The sequence below is a fragment of the Peribacillus sp. N1 genome (assembly GCF_054600815.1).
Window position 1 is genome coordinate 22,538 of record NZ_BAAHZO010000001.1, and the last position, 23,680, is coordinate 46,217.

Below are 23,680 nucleotides of genomic sequence, written 5' to 3' on the forward strand. Positions count from 1 at the left end.
GATTACCTAGAAATGATACGGCATACAAGAGTAAGTGCGAAGATTTCTCCTTCTGTAATTTTAGGAATGTATCGAGAATGGGACAAGCATCCAACGATTTGTGTGGAGTATGGCTTAAAAACGCATACGGAAAATCCTGCATACCATTCCAAGAAGGAGAATTACACCAATGGAATTATTCGAAACACGACAGCAGAAGAGGCAGCGGGTAGGTTAACAAAACCATTTTCGCCATTGAATATAAGTGCGCACAAAAAACAAAATAGCTTTTTAGCTCTTGTAGAAAAGGGAGGGTGACTCATGGAGCGAAGGCAAATTGCAGAATTACTAGATTCAATCCAATCTAGTTATCCAGGGAAGTTCGTGGTTCAGGACCTAAGGACGGAAAAATAAAACCTAATCAACTCTCTTCAGGGAAGAATTTTAATGTCTTATGGACGTTACAGGATTTAGACGAGAAAGGGGTTCCCATTGATCTGGTTTCAGTTATGGAACGAGTCGGAAGGAAAAACATTAAGAAAATTGGTGGGCCAGATTATTTAGGTGACTTGGCAGCATCGGTACCATCCACAGCCAGTTTTACATACTACGAGAAAATACTTCACGAATACTGGCAAAGGCGAGAAGCGATCACAGTCGCGAATCAAATTAAGGAATCTGCTCTTACTGGAGATCCTGCAGTGGTCATTCAGACAGGAATTAATGACTTGATGCGCTTGGAAGATAACTCTTCAGACGATGATGATGGATCCATAAAGGATGATTTAGTTGAGGTATATGATGATTTGGAGACATCAAAAGGAGAAATTACCGGTATCTCGACAGGTTTTACAGAATTAGATCGAATGACAGCAGGTTTACAAAAACAAGAGCTAATTGTCATCGCCACCCGGCCATCTGTAGGGAAAACAGCTTTTGCATTGAACATTGCAGAGGGGGTTGCCAAACAGAAGCAATATGCAGTGGGAATCTTCTCACTGGAAATGGGCAGGAAACAATTATTAAAAAGAATGTTATCTAGCAACGGTAGAATTAATGCCCAGCATATCCGAACAAGCAACCTTGTTGATAAGGATTGGGGAAAGCTAACAGGTGCCATGGGGGATGTTAGCAACCTGAATCTAAGAATCTTTGATAATCCTGGCGTTACTGTTAATCAAATCTGGGCGAAGGTCCGCAAGATGAAACGGGATTACGAAGACAAAGACATTCTGGTCATTATTGATTACCTGCAGCTCATTACAGGATCAGCCAAACATAAAGGAAATCGGATGCAAGAAATTAGTGAAATCAGTCGGATGCTAAAACATATGGCAAGGGAATTGGATGTATGTGTCATTGCCTTAAGTCAGCTATCAAGGGCGGTTGAACAAAGGCAAGATAAACGGCCTATGATGTCAGATATACGTGAATCAGGCCAAATAGAACAAGACGCTGATGTGATTGGATTTCTTTATCGGGATGATTATTACGATAAGCAATCGGAGCGTAAAAACATTATCGAAATCATCATTGGTAAACAACGAAATGGCCCCATTGGAACCACATCACTAGCATTCATCAAAGAGTATGGGTTGTTCCTCAATCTGGAGCGCAGACATGAAGGTTAGAGAACTTTATCAAGAGTCCGTTAAACACAAGCATACGTCACTCCGGTTGTTGATTGAGTTTTTGGTATACGAGAAAAACACTGTGAACTTTACTGATGATGAATCAGTACTCGATCTCTACATTAAAGAGAATAATAGGACGAGAATGAATGAGTTGTTGAAGGAATATCAGAGGAGGATTTATGGGTCGGCTATATGATGCTGTACAATCTCAAAATCAAATGAAACGGAATTTTGTCTTGGGAAGGTTAAAAGAACTTGAAGTGGCGCGGTCCCAACAAGGGCAGCCCATTGAATTACTGGATTATGATGAATTGAAATATGAGTTAGTTTTAGCTGCATATAGAGAAATCGATGCAACAAATGACGCTAATAAGTTGTTTTAGGAGGAATTTGTCATCTTAGTTGCTTTGCAAAAACTATAGAAAAAAAAAATCCCTGTTTGCAGACGGGGGATTCGAGATTTCTCTATGCAGATCTTATCTTTATTTTAGCATAGGAGGAATCTCAATGAAAGAAGCTGCCAGCTTATCAAGTAAAACTGAGTCCTTTATACAAACAAAACAATTATCCCTGTTTGAAGATGTCAATGAAAAAGAAGTACGGAAGACGATAGCAAGAGAACTTAAGCATTACAAGGCTCTTAAAATCAGACAGCAAAACAAGCAAGAGTTAACTGAAAATGGTATTTCTTTCTCAATATTTCCTAAGCTTTTAGACAATGACAATGAAAATGAAAATGAATTCAAGGTTATTCATATGGAAAGAGCATTACAAAACAGCTTGGACAGTATTGAGCGAAAAATTATAGAAATGAAATATCTAGGTTCAGAAAGGCAAAATGACATTAACATATACATGGAATTAGGTCTACAGAAAAAGCCTTATTATGAGAAAAAGAAAACAGCTATCTTTATGATTGCTAAAACATTAGGTATAATATAATTTGTAATTTTAGTATACAAAAAATAAAATTAGTTGGAATTTACTTGACGTTTTTGGATTATAATGTAAGAATATTTACAAATAATCTGAAAGAGAGTTGAAGGCAGTGAGTACAGTTTTTATTCAATCGACAGAGGAATTTAAAACGCAACTAGTGCAGAGTGTGCATTATGGAAGTTATTACGATTATAAAGAATTTATCGATTCTAAAAAGACTACCATTAAGAATGGAAGTCCTTATAATCGAATGGATTTTGTTTATGAAAATTTAATTCAGACGTTTTCAGACAATAGACACATTACAAGACCCATCACCTCTGGTAATTGGCAAAAACACCTTCAGATTATTGATACAGAAACTAAAACTTTGTACGTCATTGCCAAAGATGAAAGAGTAAATACAGTCCGTTTAAATAATGAGATAGATAAAAGTCCGCATTATTTTGAAACATACTGCCTATTAAATGAAAAGTTTGGAGAATCCCTTGTATTTAGTATCTTAAAAGAGAATGAATATGAACAAATGTCTTTCCCTTTTGGTTTTTCAAATAAAGAGAGTGAATTAAAAGTTGTTGGGGAACTATACAATAGAAAAAAAGAAAATCTTTTTAAGTTAATTGGTCAAATTGATATCGAGTGTTTTGTACTTATACCTATACTCTTCAAAGAAGATAAGCTGGTTGACATTAGAGCTCATATTCCAAGAATGGAATTGGCAGATCCGTATTATTATTCTGAAGATTGGACAAAATACATTCCGGTCGAATTTACAGAGAGTGGAAATTCAAACACAGATGATACCGAAAATAATGAAATCAAAATTGGGATTAAAAAACATATTTTGGAGAAAGATTCAGTTGAACTGCCACTAAAAAAAGACAAAAGAAATATGGACAGTAAAACCGAATAACTTCTCTTAGGAGGAGTAATTAGATAATGAATAAAATAAATCGTTTTAATCCTTCTAGATTAAAAAGTGCTCGTTTATATGAAGGTTTTACTATTACGGATTTATCCAACTTAACAAGTGTTTCTAAACAGGCGATATCACAGTTTGAACACGGAAAAAGTCAACCAAGTTTAGAGACCTTATTTGACTTGATGAGGGTTTTAAATTTCCCAAGGGATTATTTTTTTGGAAAGGATGATGATGACATAGAAATCGGAAGTACCTATTTTAGGTCTTCTTCTACTACGAATAAAAAAAGTTATTTGTCACAAATTCAAAAAATGATTTTCTTTTCTAAAATACATTCATTCTTAGAGGAATATATAGATTTCCCACCTTTGAACTTGCCAACTAGAGAAATGGATAAAGATAATTTTCAAGAAAGTGATATTGAAAAATTAGCCGATTTGTGCCGTCAATGTTGGGAATTAGGTGATGGCCCCATCCAGAACATTGTTCATGTACTTGAAAAAAACGGCATATTCATAACTTCATTATCTACAGGGGAAGAAAAGGTTGACGCTTTTAGTCAAAAGCAAATTGTGAATGGTGATGAGCGATATTATATAGTGCTAGGAAATGATAAGAAATCCGCAGCACGTAGACAATTTAATGCAGCTCATGAATTGGGGCATTTGTTGATGCATGGGTGGATTTCGGACATAGAGGAACTTTCAAAGGGGCAATATCGTGAGATTGAAAAACAAGCAGATTATTTTGCAGCCTCACTTTTATTACCGAGACAAAGTTTTACTTCAGATCTACATTATCCAAATAAATTAGACTTCTATATTGAGCTTAAGAAGAAGTGGAGAGTATCCATAGGCGCAATGATTGTTCGCGCATATCACTTACAGGTAATTAATTATAATCAATACCAAAACTTAATGAGACAGATGAGTACTAAGGGTTATAGGAAAGCAGAACCCCTAGATGATTTAATTAGTATACCAACTCCAAGTATTCTAGAAAAAGCTATTAAATTACTGATAACTAATAATATATTAACACCAAAAGAAATTCTAGATAAGTTGGAATTACCAAAAGAAAAGGTTGATGAACTCTTAGATTTAAGTCCTAACACTTTAAGATATGTAAATTCATCAATACAACCAGTAATTAAGATCAGTCAAAATAATTCTTCTAGAAATAGACGCGCATAAAATTCAGGGACAAAAATAGGGATAAAATGTGGAGAAAAAGGCTGCTAAACTTGTGGCCTTTTTTTTCATTCCTTTTTAATAAGATTATCTCAAGAAGAAATTCTTGGGAGACGCATCTTTCCCATATCAATGGTGTACTCGAGTGTATCGAATGACTGAGAAGGTTGCCGGCTAATAAGGGGGAACAACTGGAGTCTAGCTGTATTGCGAACGATAGCTACGGGGCTACAAAGTGTGAAATTCCTTTGTAAAGACAGACTGTCATTTTGTGCAGCGACCGTTACTGCAATCCCAGCCATTCTCCCGGGAGATTGATTAGAACGGGAAAATCTTTTTAAGCAATTAGCATAATGAGGTGGTAATTCTAAGGGCATTCCTAGGAGTGCTTTTTCTTTTTTCTCAAAAGAAGATTAGAGTAGGTGAGGAAAGGTGAATATTGTACAACCCATTCGTGATAAGGTCTTACTTCAGGAAATGAAGGACTTTCTTAAAAAGAATAATGAAAGAAATTACATCCTATTTCTGCTAGGGATCCATACTGGATTGCGTATCTCTGATATACTTCGTTTGCGTGTGAGGGATGTATTAGGATGGGACATTGTCTTAAAGGAGAAAAGGACGGGTAAACATAAGGAAGTGAAGATGTCCAACGAATTAAAACGAGCTATTAGGAGCTATGTAAAAGACAAGCCCAAGAGCGAGTTTTTAATCAAAAGTCGGAATGGTAAAAACAAACCGGTTACAAGAGGAATGGCCTATGTAATTTTGAGCCAGTTGGCAGAAGAATTTGGACTCGAACGAATCGGGACTCATTCCCTTCGAAAGACTTATGGGTATAATCATTACAAAAAATTCAACGATTTTGTAGCCCTTCAACAGATTCTCAATCATACAGACCAACGGGAAACCTTAATTTATATTGGAATTAAACAAGATGAGCTCAACAAAATGCAGGGGATAATTGATTGGTGATTTCCTTTTTGTGCGTTCTTTTATTTTTTTTGCTCTTTTTAATTCGGTTCAACCTGTCGGTTGTTCAATTCATTTATGAAGACAATGAAATCCTTTGTGACTGTAAGGGTAGATGGGTAAGTGTGAATTATAGACAATCTGGATTATAACTAATTCAAAGGGGTATTTTAATCATATTTTTCATCAGAAAGGTAAATGAAAGGTTTTAATGAATATTAGGAAAAGGAAAAGGAAAATGAAATTGTATAAATAAAATAGAATTCTTTTACTAATTTAAGGATATAATTAATTGAGATATAAGAACTTTAAAACGCATATAACCAGATTACAACTACAATTAATAAAACATAGGTAATAAGGCATGATGTTATTTTCTTATTTAAAGTGCATAAATTGACAAAATTCGACAGCCTAATAATGATATAGTTGATTTTAATCAATTTTCATTATTTGGAGGAGAAGAAATTGTCAACAGTTAATTTTGCAAAATTTAATATCAATGAAAAAATATATGAAGTATATGAAGGGAAGTTATCTTTAGATGATTTGTTAGAAAAAGTGTTTTTAGGTCTGAAAACTGAAATTGAAATGAAAGAAATAAAAAAGAAAAAAACTACTAATTACAAATTTATTACTTTAAATAAGGATATAGATAATTTTATTGTTAACGGTAGGCTAGTTGCATATGCTCCTGGTGTACATGTTTCATATGATGAGGAAACAGACGACGTAATTGAAACAGAAGATAATAAAAAAGCAACTTACGTGACATTTAGTTTTGATGTAAGAAGAGAAACAGTTGGATTTGTACCTAAAAATGATTTTGGAAGAAAACAATTTGTTGATCGTTTTAAAGACTTAGTCGAAGCTTTGGTCCCGGAAATAGGAGAAGTTGAAATTATATTAGAAACAGATAAACAAAAACTGAATGAAAAATTAAATAAATTAAAGCATGTTGACGAAATCACTATAGATTTGATACCACCAAATAATGATAAAAAGCTTTTTGAAGCACTCTATGGAATAAATTCTGATAAATTAAGCGAAACAGGAGGAAATAAATTCACTTTTAGTATAAAGGGGACTACAAAAAAAGGGTTGGATATAGCATCTACTTACATTAAAAATTTAGTTAACGGAGTAATTATTGGTTATGGTAAATTGAAAGCGTCAGGTAAAAATTCTTCTGAAGAACCAATTAGTGTAAATAGCCAGGAGCAAGCCTTATATACAAGGGGAATAGCAGATGTTAACAAAGATAGTATTCCGGAAATTGCTGAAAAAACGAGAGCTGGAATTATATCTTTAGCTTCAATGAAAGCTATCGCTAAAGAGAAATTGATAGAGGAACAAAAAAACTTAAAATTAGAATTATTAAGGAAGATTGAGGATGAAGAAAACCCCAAAAAATGAGGATACAAACAATATTGATCATTATTATAGGAATAATAGGTTTTTTGACCTTTTATTTAATACAGGAAAATTAAAAGATTTATTGTGGAGTAAAGAAGCTTTCGTTAGCTTGTTTTTTAGTATTACATTAACTTTACTCTTAGCATATTTAGGTATTACAAATAATCCAGTGAAAGGGACGAACTCTATTATACCGGTTTTAAACACTCTCTATCCTATTATAATAGGCGGTCTATTTGGGATTTTGGGTTTTATAATCGGAGGCCTTGCAATAATCACTGGTACTATAAGTGTAGAACTATTAACAAAAATAATTGATAAAAATCAATTGAAAGAACTTATGAGCATAATTTTTAACTTTTACTTTAGTGGAGCAGTTACAGGTCTTACTGTAATACTAGCTATACTCACCAGTGTAGTAACTAGCCTTCAAATACCATTTGAATGGTATTTGTTTATACCCTGGTCTATAGTTTTAAGTTATTTTGTGGTATTTTCAATTATTTATTCAATAATGCTCCTAGGAACTTGTATTAGAATTTTATTGTTGAAATATTTTATTCTTAAAAATGATAAAAAGTCAGATGATTGATTTAGCACCATTTAGAAAAACTTTATAAGGTGCTTTGTATTATTGAGAAATACCTAATTATTTTGATGCCTATGAAAAATGGAAGAACATTTATATAAAATGATTACTTCAAATGTTGGGCAAATTTAAGAAGGGAAAGTAAGACATCCGAATAAAAGGGTGTTTTTTTTACTTCAACAAAGCAGCTACTGTCCCAGCCGGAAGTTCTTCATTAGAGCAGAATTCTAAAGAAAATCTTTAAAGAAAATATATAAAGAAAACCCTCTGAAGGATTCATTTAAGTTTATAACATAGAGATAAAAGAAAAGGAGCGGTACTTAATTGAGTGTCGTCTTTTTATGGATATAGAAGGTAATTATCTCTTTTTGTCGAATATATTGGGCAAAAGGTGGTGATAAGTTTTGGAGTCAGTGCGTAAATTTAATATCTGTAGTCAATACTTAGTTGAGATTGATGATGTACGACCTATGGGCACCATGGGTAGAATGACTGAAATATGGTCATGGGAAATATCTATAGCTCAACATGAAAATGTATATAAGGGTATGGCCATAGAGCGGTCTAGGAATTTAAAAACCCCGTGGATACTATTAAATGAAACAGTTTTGGATAATGAAATGATTGAAATTTGTAAAGGCTATATGACAAATAAATAAAATGGCTAAAGCACTCATTCAAATGAGAGTTAGAAAAAGGAGCTGATACCAGTGAATGAGTTTGAAATAAAAGATTTAGGTTTTGTTGATTCCGAAATAGATGCAATTGAAGAACACTTCCTTATGACTCTTTCGATGGATGATTGGGAGTTGATTACATTTGTTGAAGAGGAAGAAGAGCACGGAGATGGGGACGAATTTTTGAAGTTACCTACAGGTAGATGGGTTTACTTTGACCAAGATTTACTTCATAAAGAAATGCTTTATCAAATAGATTAATATTCCAAGGCGCCTTAATTGTAAGGTGTCTTTTATTTCGGGATGAACACAATAATTAACAAAATTAAAGAATTACAACAAAAGTTGTAAAAAGACAACTCAAGGGGTGTGATCAACCCTTTCGGGTGAACAGCAGACCCCTTCGCAATTACTTATTATTTCTTTTGTTAAGCCAGTTATTAAATAGACTTACAGTTATTTCAATTACAACACATACAAAAATATTAGCAATTATTAATGTCATTTTGATTCCCCATTTCAACTAAAAATGGGGGTCTACGTAATTATAGTATTAATAATAGTAAAAAAAGTTCCGTGTGCACTATGTTTTTTATTGCTCCAACAAAGCAGTTATTGGCCCAGCCGGAAGGGCAAGTGTTCAAAGGGGAAGCCTGAACAGCTTTCTGTCTAAGCACCTTTAGCTGTTTTGTTGTGCCAATAATTATACAAACAAATGTTCTGTACTCGGATTGCAGTACGGTGATTAGCGTACTTGAATCGCAGTACTCTAAATTTTTTTCCTTCATTAGAGCAGAAATCCTAAAGAAAATCTTTAAAGAAAATATATAAAGAAAACCCTCTGAAGGAATCATTTAAGTTTATAACATAGAGATAAAAGGAGTGGTACTTAATAGAGTGTCGTCTTTTTATGTCATAATTTGGTGAACGATAGGGATTGTCGATTAACCTCTTTTTAACCGATAATTAACATGAGAGGAAGTGTTAACTATTAAAAAAATAATAAGTGATATAGTTAAAAATCGATATAGAGAGAAATGTTACTTAATTTATGATAATGAAGGAGACTTCTTTGTAATTTATGGAACAAGGTGTCGTACAGTAGAGGGAGGAAATTTGTATGACATTTTAATGTCTTTCTTAAAGGAAAAAACAGGTTGGAAATATACAGTAAGTAAGATTATTCATGATCGTGACACTAATCATGAAACATGGAAAGATTTAAATAATGATATAAACGAAAAAGTAATCGATATAGCTGTTTTATTTATAGATGGAATTAAAGAGGATTTAAACAAGACACTCAATTAGGGTGTCTTTTTCTATTGGAGAAGGAAGGTGAGGAAGTGAAGTTTGCTGACCATTTATCTAAATCGGATATTCAGAAATTCAATCAACTTAGAAGAGGCAGCAAGCAGAGTAAACCTCAATTCAAGCCTAAAAGGAAAGAAAATATTAGCAATCAAGATTGGGAACATATTATGGGTGTGCATCGTGATACTAACAAAAGAGTTAGTGGTCCTATAAGGAGGAAGAAATAAAGATAATAAAGTACAATCTGTTTTTTACTAAGTAAGGAAAAGATTGCAAATAAAAGTATTATTAACATATACTTTAAAGTGAATAATTTACTTCTGATAGGAGATCATCAAATGGAAATGGATAATAGCGAAAAAAAAGTTTTTATCGTTACACCAATCGGTGGAGATAATACAGATATTCGAAGAGCTGCAGAAGGTGTAATTGATGCTGTAATTATTCCAAGATTAAAAGAATCAGGTTTTAATGAGAAAAATATCTCGGTCGCCCACCGGATATCTACAGCGGGATCGATTAATAAACAGTTGATTACAAGAATTATTGAGGATGATTTGGTAATAGCTAATTTAACTAACCTTAATCCAAATGTAATGTATGAATTAGCAATAAGACATGCTATTAGAAAACCAGTTATACAAATATGTGAAAATGGTACGAAGCTTCCATTTGACATTGTTGATGAAAGAACTATTTTTTATTCCAATGATATGCAAGGTGTAATAGATTTAGGTGAAGGGCTAAAAAAATATATAGTGGAATCACTGAAGGATGATACACCAGATAACCCGATATATAGGGCAATAGAATCCCAGATGATTATTCAGCAAAGTTCCCCAACTGAAATAGATGTTAATAAATATCTTATTGAGCGTTTAGATTCAATTGAACAAGTTGTAAGCAATCTAAATAGTACACCTACGAGATATAAAAATAAAAATAATATAAAGGTAGGCTCAAGGGTTGATATAACTGTAGATGTAGAAGCCATTAATGAAATTAATTCAATGAAAATAAATAATGATATATCATCTGTTATAAGAGATTTTGGATTGAATGTCGACGCAGCAAACTGGAGTGGTGATGATCTTTTAATGGAGGGCCAAGTAAGACATTTTAGTTATAAACTTAGTGATGCAACTAATAATGAGAATTTGTTAGATACTGTAATGGACATAGAGAAATACTTAAAGAAAAATTTTAAAAATTTTAAGGTTGGTCATATCGAAGTTAACCTATCTAAATCCTATTTTTAAGCCTTACTTAGTGTAAGGCTTTTTTTATTGTTGGAACCCTGAAATACAATGGGATGTTAGTTATATTGATTACGATGTAAAGTAACTTATTAGTCTTGATAAAGAGCAGCTGTTATGGTAGGTGATTGTTTAAGGAGTTGCTAACATTGATAGAGTACAAGACAGAGGGACAAAAGAAGAAGTTCTATAGGACTGGTGAATGGAGCAAGTTAAGGCTCGAAGCATTGGAAAGAGACAACTATGAGTGCCAACAGTGTAAGCTTGAGGGTAAAGTGCATGTAGACTCCAATAAGGTCGAAGGAGAACGTAAGAGTGTAGAGCTCAATGTCCATCATAAGTATGAGATAGAACACTATCCAAAATTAGCTTTGGTATTAGATAACCTCGTAATGGTTTGCTTAAACTGCCACAATAAGCTACACAACAGAGTATTTGGAGTGACAAAGCAGAAAAAATGGGACGATGAGAAATGGTAGTACCCCCGGTCATTAACTTTGATCAATTTTGAAAAAAACGGGGACCGGGTGGGGGCTCGATTCTCCAGATTTATCAACAGTTTTTCACGTTAGGGGGTGGGTACATGGCGGTAAAGATCACGGAACTTAAAGAACAGCTAATGAACAAAATAAATTTGGATGATTTGATTCAGGTTGAGAAAGTGGAAAGATATATTGATTTGATCAAGTCTTTTAGAAGAGTTAATAAGATCATCAATAAAGAGGGCGAATCCGTTACAACGAAAAATGGATCCCAGACTTTTACTAAAGCCCACCCCCTAATTGGTGAACGGAATAAGATTAATGCTTCTTTATTGAGTATAGAAAAGTCATTCGGTTTTGAGGATGAAAAGGAGCCCAAGCATAGCGCTAGTGACCTTATATGATTTCTAATAAATACGTTGATGAATATATTAAGTTGTATGAATCAGGAAACATAAAGTTTAATAAAGAACGTGTCCTGCTGATAGGGTATTTGAAAAAACATGTTTTATCCCGAGATGATCTATATTTCGATGAAGAACAAATAAATAATTTTAAGAGTTTTACCGAGAAATGGTATTTCCCCTTAGAACCTTTTCAAATGTTCATAGCAGCATTTGTTTTTTTGTTTTACAAAGATAAAGGGAGAAATTACTTTCGTGAATTCCTGATAATGATGGGTCGGGGTGGTGGTAAGAACGGTTTAATCACTGTATTAACAAATTTTTTCATAAGTGAATTGCATGGTATCCCAAAGTACAATGTTTCCATTGTTGCAAACTCGGAAGACCAGGCAAAAACCTCCTTTATGGAAATGTACGAAACCATTGAAGAACATAAGGTTTTAGAAGGAATGTTCTATAAAACAAAAGTGGAAATCAAAAATAATGCAACAAAAAGCATTGTAAAATATCGTACGTCCAACGCATCAACTAAGGATGGTTTGCGTGATGGCTGCGTCATTTATGATGAAATACATCAATACGAAACAAATGAAGTGGTGCGGGTATTCTCTAGTGGTTTAGGAAAAGTCAAAAATCCTCGAGAGTTATTGTGGGATAGATCAGTGGAAAAAATGGGAGTAGGGATTAATCCTGTTGTGAAGGCCTCGGCATTTGAGATGATTAGAAGGGCATACAATGAAGGGATTTAAGTCCAAATAAGCGCAGGTTATCGTTCCATGGAAGAACAAGCAGCACTATATGGTCAAAGCCGTTTTTATAGTTATAAAGGAAGGGATTATAGCAATTTAGCCAAGCCAAAAGTGACAAATGCTAAGCCAGGACAATCTATTCACAATTATGGATATGCCATTGATTATTTCCTTGTGAGTGATGATGGAAAAACAGCATTATGGACGGTAAATACAAAATGGAACCGTGTAGCTGCAATCGGGAAAGAACTAGGATTTAAATGGGGTGGAGATTGGTCAGGTTTTAAGGACTATCCTCACTTGGAGATGACAGGTGGCTTATCCTATTCACAGTTACATGCAGGCAAAAAACCTACTCTTAGCCTGAAATTTAAACTGGATTCTGAAGGTTTTGTTACTGAGCCACCTAAAAAAGAGGGTGCTCTCAATGTTAGTAAGGATCCATCCAAGAACAAAGGAGATAGTATTGTCGTTTCTATTCAAAAGACATTGAAAAACAGATATGGATTTAATCTAATCGTGGACGGAATTCCAGGCCCTAAGACTAAATCAGCTCTTATCAAAGCTTTGCAAATAGAACTTAATAAGCAATTTAATAAAAAGTTAGTTGTTGACGGTATGTGGGGACCAAAGTCTAAGGCTGCAGCCGTTACTATTAAAAAAGGCGCAAAAGGGCATATTACATGGATTCTAAAGAGTGTACTTTATATGGAAGGTTTTAGCCCTGGTTCACTTGATTCTATCTTTGGAAAAAGTACCGAATCAGCTTTATATAAGCTCCAAAAGGCACGGGGGATATCTGCGGATAAGAAAGCAGGTAAAGATACTTTCAATGAATTGTTTACTGCATAACAAGAGGATGAATAAAAAGAAATTACGTGGAGACTAATACTATACTATTTAAATTCTCCCAAGTGGTGATTCCTCCATATTTATTAAAAGCCCTTCTCGTAATGAGAGGGGCTTTTCGTTTTTCTAATAAAGTAAAAAACTATTAACAAAACGATAATTGTTATATTGGAGCTCCTATTTACTTCCTAGCTTCAAAAGCTTTTTTCCAATTTTACTAAGCATTTTCTTGTGTTCTTTAAAGCTTTTTTCTTTAGGGAAATATTTTGTCATTGTTTCATAATAGTTTTTTCCTGCATCCATTATTTCTTCGATAAATTCAATGCGATTTACTTTTGATTGATAATATACTTTATAAGGAGGCTCTTCATCGTATATTTTCCATTCTATATGCTCATTATTGATTTTCATTTTTAATATTATTGGGTCAATTCCTAATAAACGTTCACTTTCAGCCTCTTCAACAAGATTTCTAAGCGAAAATATAATTTCATCCCACAAATTTAATCCGTTTAATTCAAAACCAAGTAGAATATCATTTCCTTTTTTTATCACAATACAAGTTTGAATATATGAAGATTCTATTTCATCATTTTGTATTAACTCTTTTATTTTTTCTGAATCGTCCAATGGGATATAACATAATTCAGGATAATCTTTATAAATATTGCCGGAATAACCAGACTTTAATTTTTCTATTAAATAATTTTGAACCAAGACTTCAGGTTTTGGTATATAAGTCTCAATTTTTAACATTAAATTAGTTCATCCTTTTTTAAGAAATTAGTCATAATCAACTGAATTCCATCCTTTTGGATATAGAGTAGTAACGGACCCTTTCTTTACAACTAACCGATATTTTTTATTTAAATAATAACCGTCTAATACAACATTTTCGTTCTTATTATATTTATCAATGATCTTTTTTTCATTCCCCTTGTAATTAGCTATTGTAATAATAATATTCTCTATATCACTCATTGTAAATTCACGTGGAAGCATAGTATTATAGGATTTACTAGCATACCCTATTCCAGTATAGTATTTCGGGTGATGTTTTGAAAGAATATGTTCCATGCCCCAAGATTGAGTACCGTGTTCTAAAACAAGCTTTCTCTTGTATCCTTCCAGTTTGAATTTACGAAGATCTGAATTTTTACTTAGGGATACTCCATACTTTTTTTCAATAGCATTTTCTACTTCTACTTCTTTTTTCTTTGTATAAGATTTAACACCTTTCCATATAACTCTGGTAGCATTTATTAATATCTTCACTTTTCCCAGCTGTTGATATCCACCATTAGTATTTTCACCATCAGTTTCAATTTTCTCTAACCCTGAAACATCATTATCAGTTAGTTCAGGGTGATCAACTGGAATTTCATCTACACTTTTCTCTATATCTTCTTTATACATTTGATCTTTAGGAATTTGAATATTAGTTTTATCTGAATAAGATGAAGAACTACCTAGTTTATTATATGCGCTAACTTTAAAAGAATAATTTGATTCAGTATTACTTTTATTAGCATTTTTATAAACAGGAGTAGGATCATTTGCTAATTCTGTTCCCAATCCATCATTGTGTAATTGAAATTTTCCTGCTTCTATTTCTTCAACAGTTGGCCAAATTCCTTTTTCTTTAGTCGACCAAGCAGTATCAGCCCCTACATCAAACTCTTGATAGTCCTTACCATTAAATATACTAACTTTATACCCATCTGCAAAAGGTACAGGTTCCCAATCTAGTTCAACGAATCCACTTGAAGAGGTTAGCGTATGAGCGGTTGCTAAGGCAGAACCAGGTTGCTGAATAGGAAATGTTGCTCTTGCATGTTTCGATAACGGACTACTTCCTTTTGGAAAATCAGCTATTATACGGACATAGTATGAATAGTTATTACCATAGTCGCTATATTCACTATCTTCTTCATAAGCTCTTTTGTAAACTGGCGTTGGATCCCAGGCAAGTTCTGTTCCACCTGTCTCGTTATGTTTTAGGGTGTAATCTTCATTTTCTATTTGATTATCGTTAGGCCAAATACCTTTTCCTTTTGTAGACCATTTAGTCACATTACCTACATCGAAGGTTTCATATTCGAATCCATTAAATATAGCAACTTTATACCCGTTTGCTCCATATACTGGTTCCCATGATACATCTAAATACCCGATATTCGTTTCAAGTGAATGTGCTGTTACTTTTGGAGCTTCTAAATCAGGGTAGTGATATGTAATTGAGAGATTTGCCTCATTGGCGCTCTCTGCAGCAGTAATCTTTTTCCAATGGGTTTTCCCATTTCCGTTAGCATGTAATTTGAAACCAAAGTTATCCTTGGATCCATTTACCCATGATTGGATAGTGTTTTTTACATCAAACTTTGCCCATTCATCCCTTGCTACGGATGTACTTGTAATAGGACTTGACTTGGGTTTGTTATTCCATGTCAATTCATCAGCATACCATTTATCATCAACTCTATCTACCCATAATCCTGTTTTTTCAGATACATAATAAGCATGAGTTACATACGTAGATAACACTGCCTTATCTATTATTGCTCCTTTAAAATCTCCAACTACAGAAAATTTTAAAAAGGCTTCATTTGTTCCTGTTGAATCATCATATTCCCCTACTCGTAGAACATATTCACCAAGGGTTGAATTCCATTCCTTATTTAAATTACTAGTAGGAGTCGCACTAGAAGCATATGTGTCACCTAGGGCTGGAATTGTAACAGATGGATCAATGTAAACCGGATATACTCTTTCTGGTGATTTTAGCCATTCGATACTAGCAACAAGTTCAAAATCATAGGTATTTTCATCAACTTTTGTAATTTTATATTCTATATCATCAGAACGTTCAGATAAGCCTGAGTGTTCATCAATATTAGAATCCATCATACTTGGCTTAGGGAGTGACATTAATGGTTTATCATTTCCATCTTTATAGAAACTAAGTGAACCATTATCCTCTAAAACAGGGTTTAAAGTAGTGTTTATTTTATATTTAAATGTATTTACTCCCGTATATTCCTGTAAGATCCAATCTTCTTTAACCTCATTATTCAAGGAAATGTGACGTAAATCCACATTAGGAAATACATTGGGATAAATAATTTGGTTTCCTTCAACTTTTGAAGTTGAATTTGTTGGTGCTATTTCTTCTGAAATCCCCACTGCTCCTAAAATTGTAAAATTAATTGTATCATTTTCTGTTTCATAAGTTGCGAATGGTTTTTCATTTGCCATATCAGAAAACGTGGTTTTTAATTTTGTTCTTTCTGTAGTAACTTTATCATCTTTAGATATTAACTCAGTTGAGATTTCTTTCCATTGTCCATCTTCTTCTACATGAATCGGCTCAATGTAAAGTTTCTTCTCATATTGTCCATCATCTGCAACATAAGTTTTTGAATACTCTGTTCTTTCCTCTTTAATTTCTGATCCAATTGCGATACCTTCATCATTACTTGGTTGATTTTGATGTACATTTTCCTCTCCAAAAACATGGTATGGAAAAGTTGTAAATAGTAAAACTAAAGCAATTAATAAACTTGTAAACTTCCTCAATATTACTCCTCCTTATGACATTTTCATCCAACCTTTTCTATTATCGCTATATTAAAAAAATAAGCAACATTTTTTAACAAAGTTGTAATAATTTTAATAATTGAAGAATAATATGCAAAATAAACAAAAAAATGGTATATAATTAATAGTTTTGTACTATTGATTAAGTTTGCATATGTGAAATCCTTTTGTTTGAAAAAAGTAAATGATTTCTTATGTAAAATCAAAGAGGATTTTAAGAAGATTAATAAAACCTCAAGATTTTCATTTTGTGAAGGGTGGTTAATATTCGTAAAGTGGAAGGCTAAAAATATTCGATACTGAGGTAAACTTATAGAGGGAGAGGATACTCTGTATACTTAAGGATCGTGGAAAGTTAAAATGGCAACCTGCATGGATGCATAAATGGGGTATCGTCATCCAAGGAAACAATATCAGTCATTTTTTTCTCAGAAGCTCCTATGAGTTATATGCATAACTATTTGGGTAAAGTTCCTGGACAACCTGATTTCTTCTTACACAATTTTTTTGTTCCATGAAGAAAAGCCCTTCTCTTAATAGAGTGGGGCATGTTTTTGTTTAGAAAGAGATTCTAGACCTTGTTAACTAACTCAGTTATATCAATATCATCATTATAAACCACTTGATCTATTCGAAAATCCTTGCTAGCTGCAAAATTAGATTTAATCTGCTGAATCCATTCATATGCTGTTACTGCAGCTGTCCAATCTGGGTCTTTTTTTAAGTCAGACGCTAAGACGGGGAAGCTTCCACTCTGCATGAAATTAGTACCTTTTGAATGTAAGTAGACTTTGATATTAATGTTCATCCTTTTTGCTCTTTTCGGTTTATCTTAGTAATTTATACATATATTTTATATCAAGTTGCTCAAAATAAGTGCGTTTATTTTGCCCACCAATTTGCCCACCAACTCATGATATTTTATTCTTTCTAATGCAAAATGTATTTTTGGAAATGCTATTAAACAGGCATTTGTGATGTTTTATGATGTCTGATTATGCTAAGAAGTATGCTCCGTACACAAGTTCACCCATGGGAACGCGAACAATATATGTCAATGTATTAATAACTCAAACCCCTGACACCTCTGGTGTCAGGGGTTTTTTATTTCGGGCATTCTTTCATAAAACCTTAGGAAGTGTAGACACAAACTGTTACGGTATGATTAATAAAAAAAGTGGCTAAAGCCACTATAGAAAATCAACTAAATTACTATAGAAACTATTTCGTTTATGTTATTAATACTATTATTTGCAAGTGAATATTCATCGGACGTCCCATATCCGTATGTACACGCAATGGTAAATAGGTTATTATTTGTTCCAGCAATAAAATCAGATTTTCTGTCGCCGGCCAAATATCCATCTTTTATATTATGATCTTGAATTAGCTTAGTAACTAGTTCTGTTTTTGATGTAACACTAAATTTATCTGCATCATATATATCTTTGAAAAGATGAGTAATATTAAAATATTCACATATGGCTTCTAAATAATGCATTTAGCCGTTACTTGCGATAAATAAATCATGGCCTAAATCTTTTAATTCATTTAGTGTTTCGCATACATTAGCGTAAAGGTAAAAATGAAATTCGATAAATAAATGGAACTATTTGCATTCCTCTTTCCATAGAAATTGTCACACAGATTATGTACGCCAAATAAGCGCGTGATGTTTGAGAAAATAGAATAGAAATAAACAAGAGTTGCAGCTTGTTTTACCGAAGCAGCAACTCTTTGTTTTATAAGATGGGATATAGGAAATCCCATACATTTTAACTCATTATTTTAATGGTTGTCCTTCAAATGCGTTAACATTTAAAGGTGAAGAGAGGAATTCTTTAGCTTTACCAACAAACGAAGTGAAGTGCTCACTTGAATTATGGCTTGCAACCGCTAGATGGTCTTGCCAAACTTCAACCATTGTAAATTCATTGTCTTTTTCTGTAGCTTTGTGAAGATTGTAAGAAACATTTCCACTTTCCGCTCTTGAAGCTGCGATTAGCGGTTGAATCTCCTCTAGAAATGCATCTTGTTTTGCTGGTTTAATATTGAATACGGCATGAATGATAATCATTAAACGTCATCCTCTCTTTTGTTAAGCATAAAAAATTTAATGAATGGATTCTTTATTACATTACTTCCATTGTGCGACTTTATCAATTGGAAGACGAACTGATTGATGGCCATTATCTGCTGCTTTACCGATTGAAATTAGCATAACTGGTACGTATCGATCTTTATCTAATCCAAAAGCTTCTGCAATCTGGTCTTTTTCATAGCCACCGATTGGATTTGTATCATAGCCATAAGCACGAGCCGCAAGCATTAGTTGCATGGATACAAGACCACCATCAACTAGAACGACCTCTTTCATCTCTTCACTAGTGATTTTTTCGAAATATCCAGCAAATGAGGCTAATATGTTTTCTTTTACTTCTAAAGGCATAAGCCCTAAATCTACAGCTTTACCGTAGATTTCTTCGCCGTTATCAAAATTGTTCATATCACCAAATACGGCAATTACTGCGGAAGATGTTTCGACTTGATTTTGGTTAAAGCGAGCAAGAGGTGCAAGTGTTGCTTTTCCCTCAGGACTATCAATTACAAGGAAGCGCCATGGTTGCATATTAACTGAAGAAGGAGCAAGTGTCGCTAAGGTAAGTATTTCCTCCATTTCTTCCCTACTGATTTTTACGGATTTGTCGTAATTCTTTATGGAGCGGCGTCCTGTGACAATTTCTTTGAAATCATTTGTTAATTGTGCTGTAGTAGTCATAGTTGATAGTCTCCTCTTTTTAACTTTAGTAGTTTAATTTAAGCAAGTGTTAGACTTGGCTTATATTTTTTTGAATGCGTGTCAGCATATCTGTTAACTCTTGACGTTCTTCTTCTTTAAAATCTTTAAGCATTAAAGTGACAAAACGAGCCTTTTCAGCTTGGTAGAGAATAATCTGTTTGCGACCATAATCTGAAAGACAGACAAGAGTAAATCGATTATCCTCCGGATCTTTGCGTCTTAAAATCATCCCAGCCGCTTCAAGTTGTTTTAAATGCCGGGTAATCGCTGCACTGTCAATGTTAACCTCTTTTTGAAGTGCTGTTTGACTAATTTCATCAACTTGATAAAGCTGATATAAGATATCATGTCTTGATTGACTAATGCCCATACAACTTTCAAATTTTGAACTTATCTGTTTGTTAAGGCAGTTCATTTTATATAAAATAAAAGATTCATTAGACCATGAATTCGTCAAGAAACACCCTCTTTTCATACGTTAGACAAAATAATTGATAGCTCAATAGTTGATGCATCAATTAATATACTATACCCTAAATAATAAAGCAAGTATTTTGGTACTGCAACTTTTGCTTAAATATGATCTTAACTGATGTGTGGGGTTTATATAAGGCAGATAAGCAAATCCAAGGATATTCTCAACAAACATTAAAAGCCCATTATGTCCAATTTAACTTGTTGGTGAATAGTTTTGGAAATATATCCATTCAAGAACTTTCAACTAATTCTCCTAAAGTTTATCTGGGAAAAGCTTAAGCCATCCAGTCTGGGTCACAGAATTCGATTTATTAAATCTTTATTTAGAGGGGCTCAGGATGAAAATTTAATTAATGGAAATCCTGCTTCCAAAATCAAGGAATCAAAATTAGAATTAAGGGTTCCAAAATACTTGTCTGAAGAGGAAATTGAACATTTGCGGGAAGCTTGTCAAACAACATTCGAAAATGCTTTATTTGAGTTTATGTATTCAACTGGATGCAGAATTGGTGAAGCAATAACTCTAGATAGGACCTCAATCAATTTATCTAATCAATCAGCAATCTTATTAGGTAAAGGACATAAAGAACGAGAAGTATATTTCAATACTCGTTGTGAAATATGGTTGAAGCTATATTTAAGTGAGCGAAAAGATCATGAGGAAGCACTATTTGTGACAACGCGTGCACCCCATCGAATGAGTATTTCTCATGCGAGAAACATTATAAATCTTGTAGCAAAGAGAACGGACATTAAAAAGAGCATTCATCCCCACCAGCTTAGACATAGTTACGCCACAAATTTATTGAATAATGGAGCGTCTTTAGAAGTGATTCAAAATTTAATGGGTCATGAAAAAAGTGAAACCACAAAATTTATGCAAATCTAAGTGGTGCAATGCGGAGAGACTTGTATAGAAAGGATTTTTAAGGGACCAAGGGTCCTTTTTATTTTGTGTTCTTAATAAACTATCGGGGCAGGTTAATCAATCGTGTTTCCTTTGGAATCCACTATCGGTTAGTTTTTGGAAAGTCTATATACAAGTTCGCTCTTCTTCTTGAACATTTCAGTAAAACAAGAGACAAAAAGGCTGCAAAGCGCTTCTTCAAGAAAGCTAAGTATCAAGCAAACGAACTCATTGCCCTTTGCGTATGGTTCAGTCAGGAAATCGCTAGCAATAAATCGCTGTATAAAGCTAACTTGTTTAGACATGTCTTGTAAGACTACCGGAGATAATGTATCTCTTGGTCGAGAAAATTTAGTTCATTTGAAATGATTGGATTCGCCAAAAACGCCATTCCTTCTCGTAAACTTCTTACGATAAGCAAAGTGTTTTTTCATTTTGAGGGTATGCTTTTAACTTCGCTTGATGGGTATGTGGCGGTACCCTAAAAGAATGATTCAACCGAATATATTAAGAGCGTGTTTTGATCAATCTTTTTTTCAAAACACGCTCTTCATTTTCACAATTTTTATAACATGTTCTAATTGCTCATTTTCATTGAAAGTTCTTTTATATGAATTTCATTCAAGTAGATATGAAAAAAAGACATTTTACATGCTTTAAAATCAATTATAAAATAAATTATGAAAATTAATTATTTTCTAACAATTTTCTTTTGAAAGGGTGAAGCTACATGACTTGAATTCGATTTTAGAAGGGAAACAGAGTTAAATGTATCATCTGTATTAAGCAGCAACGCTTGTTTCAAATCTATTAGGTTACTTAGGAACATAAGTGACTAATATTGAACAACCTGAAAAAGGAAATAAAATCCATAACTGGGAAACTAACACGTGAAAATCCAAATAAAAAATGTATTACGTTAGATTTTCATAAGGAATTAGCTGTCGAAGTTTTTTATCAATTTGTAGAAAGTCAGTTGAAGTCGAAACCAACCTTCAAAAACTTCTTTTAAACTTCTGGTGGGGCTAGGATTTTTGAAAGAGAATATGAGGGAGATTGCATTTATTCGGTCTAGATGAATTTAAGTCAAGACACTTGCCTCATATGTCTGATCATTGTCCTCATAATGTCTACAAATAACTAAAAATACTATTTGGAAGCTAAAAAGGAGTATTTGTTTTAATAACTAAGGATGTCTTTCTTCAAGATTTTCTCAACTTAAATGAAAACGGTTTCAAAAAGGGGGTTGATTGATGGACACACCTGCTGCATACCGTAAACACAAAACCTTGATACTTGTACTTCTCTGTTTTGGTTGGTTTATCAACACTTTTGACAGGATAGCCATCAACATAGCTGTCATTCCGATCTCTAAAGAGTTCGGATTAACGGAAACACAGGTAGGTCTTATAATTAGCAGTTTTTTTCTAAGCTATGCTATCATGCAGCCGATTGGAGGCAGTCTGGCAGACAGGTTTGGTTCACGGAAAGTAATCTTATTTTCCATAATTGCTTGGTCGATCTTTACCATCATAACTGGGATGGCCTGGTCATTTCTTTCTCTAATTACCTTCCGTTTTATATTCGGTATTGGAGAAGGAAGTTTTCCTGCCGCAAGCCAAGTCTCACTCGCGGAAACCTTTCCACAGAAAGAGCGCGCACGTGCTAAATCACTTCTTCTTGCTGCCGGGAAGGTAGGAGGCGTGTTAGGTACACTGGTTATTGCCACCTTAATCAGTCAATTTAATTGGCACCTCATGTTTGTCATCCTTGGCTTTGCCGGTTTGATCCTTGCAATCTTTTACTGGAAATATTTCCATCCTGCGGGAAAACAAATGGTTCCAAAAAAGGAACATAGAGAAAAAATATCGTTTAAACAGGCCCTTAAGATTCCAATGTTATGGCAGCTTACCGTGATCTATTTCGGTATTTCTATCGTGAGTTGGGGCTCGCAGTCATGGATGCCATCCTATTTGGTTAAAGTACGCCACCTAGACTTACTTTCGATGGGTGCTTTGGAAGTTATTCCGAAAGTTTTCGGCCTTATTGCTATTCTAGTCAGCGGTTGGCTATTGGACAAATACATGGTTGGACGCGAAAAATATTTAATCGTTATTGGTTCTGTAATTGGGATTATCTCACTGTATTTCTTTATTCAAGCTCCTTCCATTACTTACGTTGTACTGTTTGGGACATTGGCCAACATCGGTGTTTGCTTCGCCTTGACCGCAACGCTTACGATGCCGCTGAAATATATAGCTTCATCTTCAATGGGAACGGCTACCGGAATGGTGTATTTGGGTGGGCAAGTAGCTGGTGTCATCGCCCCAACCGCGATGGGATTCATGATACAACAGTTTAACGGTTCCTATGGTGCAGGGTTTTGGTTTTTAATCGCCGCGCTTGGCATTTCACTTTTGGTTGGGATGACGCTACGAACCCATTCTGACGTAATAAATGAGCTAGATATAAAGCTAAACTCCAAAGCGGAGTAGCTGGTTTTCCATCCATTAAAAAAAAGAGGTGT

25 protein-coding genes and 1 pseudogene are annotated in these 23,680 nt (G+C 33.9%); 20 read left to right on the top strand and 6 right to left on the bottom strand.

The window, feature by feature from the left end; all coding sequences use genetic code 11:
- Positions 1–12: 12 nt before the first annotated feature.
- The 18 genes and pseudogenes from ACYP5M_RS00120 (at position 13) to ACYP5M_RS00205 (ending at position 13,375) form a co-directional block, all read left to right on the top strand.
- Entirely contained in the window at positions 13–297 is a 285-nt protein-coding gene (locus ACYP5M_RS00120; protein WP_459734433.1) for a hypothetical protein, read from the top strand.
- 92 nt (positions 298–389) lie between these two features.
- A complete protein-coding gene (gene dnaB, locus ACYP5M_RS00125) occupies positions 390–1,610 on the top strand; it encodes a replicative DNA helicase (RefSeq protein ID WP_459734886.1) in 1,221 nt (406 codons plus the stop codon).
- A 182-nt stretch (positions 1,611–1,792) separates the two neighbouring features.
- Positions 1,793–1,996: a hypothetical protein gene (locus tag ACYP5M_RS00130; RefSeq protein ID WP_459734434.1), complete on the top strand. Its 204-nt coding sequence runs from the start codon at positions 1,793–1,795 to the stop codon at positions 1,994–1,996.
- 124 nt (positions 1,997–2,120) lie between these two features.
- On the top strand, positions 2,121–2,555 hold the full coding sequence (locus ACYP5M_RS00135) for an ArpU family phage packaging/lysis transcriptional regulator (protein WP_459734435.1): 435 nt from the start codon (positions 2,121–2,123) through the stop codon (positions 2,553–2,555).
- A 106-nt stretch (positions 2,556–2,661) separates the two neighbouring features.
- Complete coding sequence (locus ACYP5M_RS00140; protein ID WP_459734436.1) at positions 2,662–3,465, top strand: DUF5986 family protein; 804 nt, start codon at positions 2,662–2,664, stop codon at positions 3,463–3,465.
- Between the two features lie 26 nt (positions 3,466–3,491).
- A complete protein-coding gene (locus ACYP5M_RS00145; RefSeq protein WP_459734437.1) occupies positions 3,492–4,667 on the top strand; it encodes a helix-turn-helix domain-containing protein in 1,176 nt (391 codons plus the stop codon).
- A gap of 429 nt (positions 4,668–5,096) precedes the next feature.
- On the top strand, positions 5,097–5,639 hold the full coding sequence (locus ACYP5M_RS00150) for a tyrosine-type recombinase/integrase (RefSeq protein WP_459734438.1): 543 nt from the start codon (positions 5,097–5,099) through the stop codon (positions 5,637–5,639).
- 465 nt (positions 5,640–6,104) lie between these two features.
- Positions 6,105–7,052 (top strand): hypothetical protein, encoded by a 948-nt coding sequence (locus tag ACYP5M_RS00155; RefSeq protein ID WP_459734439.1) that lies wholly within the window; start codon positions 6,105–6,107, stop codon positions 7,050–7,052.
- Positions 7,030–7,644, top strand: a complete 615-nt coding sequence (locus ACYP5M_RS00160; protein ID WP_459734440.1) for a hypothetical protein — start codon at positions 7,030–7,032, stop codon at positions 7,642–7,644. Before ACYP5M_RS00155 ends, ACYP5M_RS00160 begins: the two co-directional genes overlap by 23 nt.
- Positions 7,645–8,045: 401 nt before the next feature.
- Positions 8,046–8,300 carry a hypothetical protein gene (locus tag ACYP5M_RS00165; protein WP_459734441.1) on the top strand — a complete coding sequence of 85 codons (255 nt, stop codon included), beginning with the start codon at positions 8,046–8,048 and terminating at the stop codon, positions 8,298–8,300.
- A gap of 51 nt (positions 8,301–8,351) precedes the next feature.
- Positions 8,352–8,579, top strand: coding sequence for a hypothetical protein (locus tag ACYP5M_RS00170; RefSeq protein ID WP_459734442.1), 228 nt, complete (start codon positions 8,352–8,354; stop codon positions 8,577–8,579).
- Positions 8,580–9,299: 720 nt separating this feature from the next.
- Positions 9,300–9,629: a hypothetical protein gene (locus tag ACYP5M_RS00175; RefSeq protein WP_459734443.1), complete on the top strand. Its 330-nt coding sequence runs from the start codon at positions 9,300–9,302 to the stop codon at positions 9,627–9,629.
- Between the two features lie 14 nt (positions 9,630–9,643).
- Positions 9,644–9,859, top strand: a complete 216-nt coding sequence (locus ACYP5M_RS00180) for a hypothetical protein (protein WP_459734444.1) — start codon at positions 9,644–9,646, stop codon at positions 9,857–9,859.
- Positions 9,860–9,970: 111 nt separating this feature from the next.
- Positions 9,971–10,891 carry a hypothetical protein gene (locus ACYP5M_RS00185; RefSeq protein WP_459734445.1) on the top strand — a complete coding sequence of 307 codons (921 nt, stop codon included), beginning with the start codon at positions 9,971–9,973 and terminating at the stop codon, positions 10,889–10,891.
- Between the two features lie 146 nt (positions 10,892–11,037).
- On the top strand, positions 11,038–11,367 hold the full coding sequence (locus ACYP5M_RS00190) for an HNH endonuclease (RefSeq protein ID WP_459734446.1): 330 nt from the start codon (positions 11,038–11,040) through the stop codon (positions 11,365–11,367).
- Between the two features lie 104 nt (positions 11,368–11,471).
- Positions 11,472–11,774 carry a P27 family phage terminase small subunit gene (locus ACYP5M_RS00195; protein ID WP_459734447.1) on the top strand — a complete coding sequence of 101 codons (303 nt, stop codon included), beginning with the start codon at positions 11,472–11,474 and terminating at the stop codon, positions 11,772–11,774.
- Positions 11,771–12,418, top strand: a pseudogene (locus ACYP5M_RS00200) (terminase large subunit domain-containing protein); the annotation flags it as partial. The gene ACYP5M_RS00195 and the pseudogene ACYP5M_RS00200, both read left to right, overlap by 4 nt.
- A 111-nt stretch (positions 12,419–12,529) precedes the next feature.
- Positions 12,530–13,375, top strand: a complete 846-nt coding sequence (locus ACYP5M_RS00205; RefSeq protein ID WP_459734887.1) for a M15 family metallopeptidase — start codon at positions 12,530–12,532, stop codon at positions 13,373–13,375.
- A gap of 174 nt (positions 13,376–13,549) precedes the next feature.
- Here the strand turns inward: ACYP5M_RS00205 and ACYP5M_RS00210 are convergent, their stop codons facing one another.
- From ACYP5M_RS00210 to ACYP5M_RS00235, 6 genes are all read right to left on the bottom strand, one after another.
- Complete coding sequence (locus ACYP5M_RS00210; RefSeq protein ID WP_459734448.1) at positions 13,550–14,128, bottom strand: hypothetical protein; 579 nt, start codon at positions 14,126–14,128, stop codon at positions 13,550–13,552.
- 27 nt (positions 14,129–14,155) lie between these two features.
- Positions 14,156–16,948, bottom strand: coding sequence for a DNRLRE domain-containing protein (locus ACYP5M_RS00215; protein WP_434169140.1), 2,793 nt, complete (start codon positions 16,946–16,948; stop codon positions 14,156–14,158).
- Between the two features lie 592 nt (positions 16,949–17,540).
- Positions 17,541–17,777, bottom strand: coding sequence for a hypothetical protein (locus ACYP5M_RS00220; RefSeq protein WP_434169141.1), 237 nt, complete (start codon positions 17,775–17,777; stop codon positions 17,541–17,543).
- A gap of 975 nt (positions 17,778–18,752) precedes the next feature.
- Entirely contained in the window at positions 18,753–19,046 is a 294-nt protein-coding gene (locus ACYP5M_RS00225; RefSeq protein ID WP_148358663.1) for a putative quinol monooxygenase, read from the bottom strand.
- 60 nt (positions 19,047–19,106) lie between these two features.
- A complete protein-coding gene (locus ACYP5M_RS00230; RefSeq protein WP_056529677.1) occupies positions 19,107–19,748 on the bottom strand; it encodes a nitroreductase family protein in 642 nt (213 codons plus the stop codon).
- A gap of 49 nt (positions 19,749–19,797) precedes the next feature.
- Positions 19,798–20,226, bottom strand: coding sequence for a MarR family winged helix-turn-helix transcriptional regulator (locus tag ACYP5M_RS00235; RefSeq protein ID WP_434169143.1), 429 nt, complete (start codon positions 20,224–20,226; stop codon positions 19,798–19,800).
- Positions 20,227–20,460: 234 nt separating this feature from the next.
- On the opposite strand from ACYP5M_RS00235, the gene ACYP5M_RS00240 reads away from it, so the two are divergent.
- Complete coding sequence (locus ACYP5M_RS00240; RefSeq protein WP_434169144.1) at positions 20,461–21,135, top strand: tyrosine-type recombinase/integrase; 675 nt, start codon at positions 20,461–20,463, stop codon at positions 21,133–21,135.
- A 1,271-nt stretch (positions 21,136–22,406) separates the two neighbouring features.
- Positions 22,407–23,648 (top strand): MFS transporter, encoded by a 1,242-nt coding sequence (locus ACYP5M_RS00245; protein WP_459734449.1) that lies wholly within the window; start codon positions 22,407–22,409, stop codon positions 23,646–23,648.
- Positions 23,649–23,680: the final 32 nt, after the last annotated feature.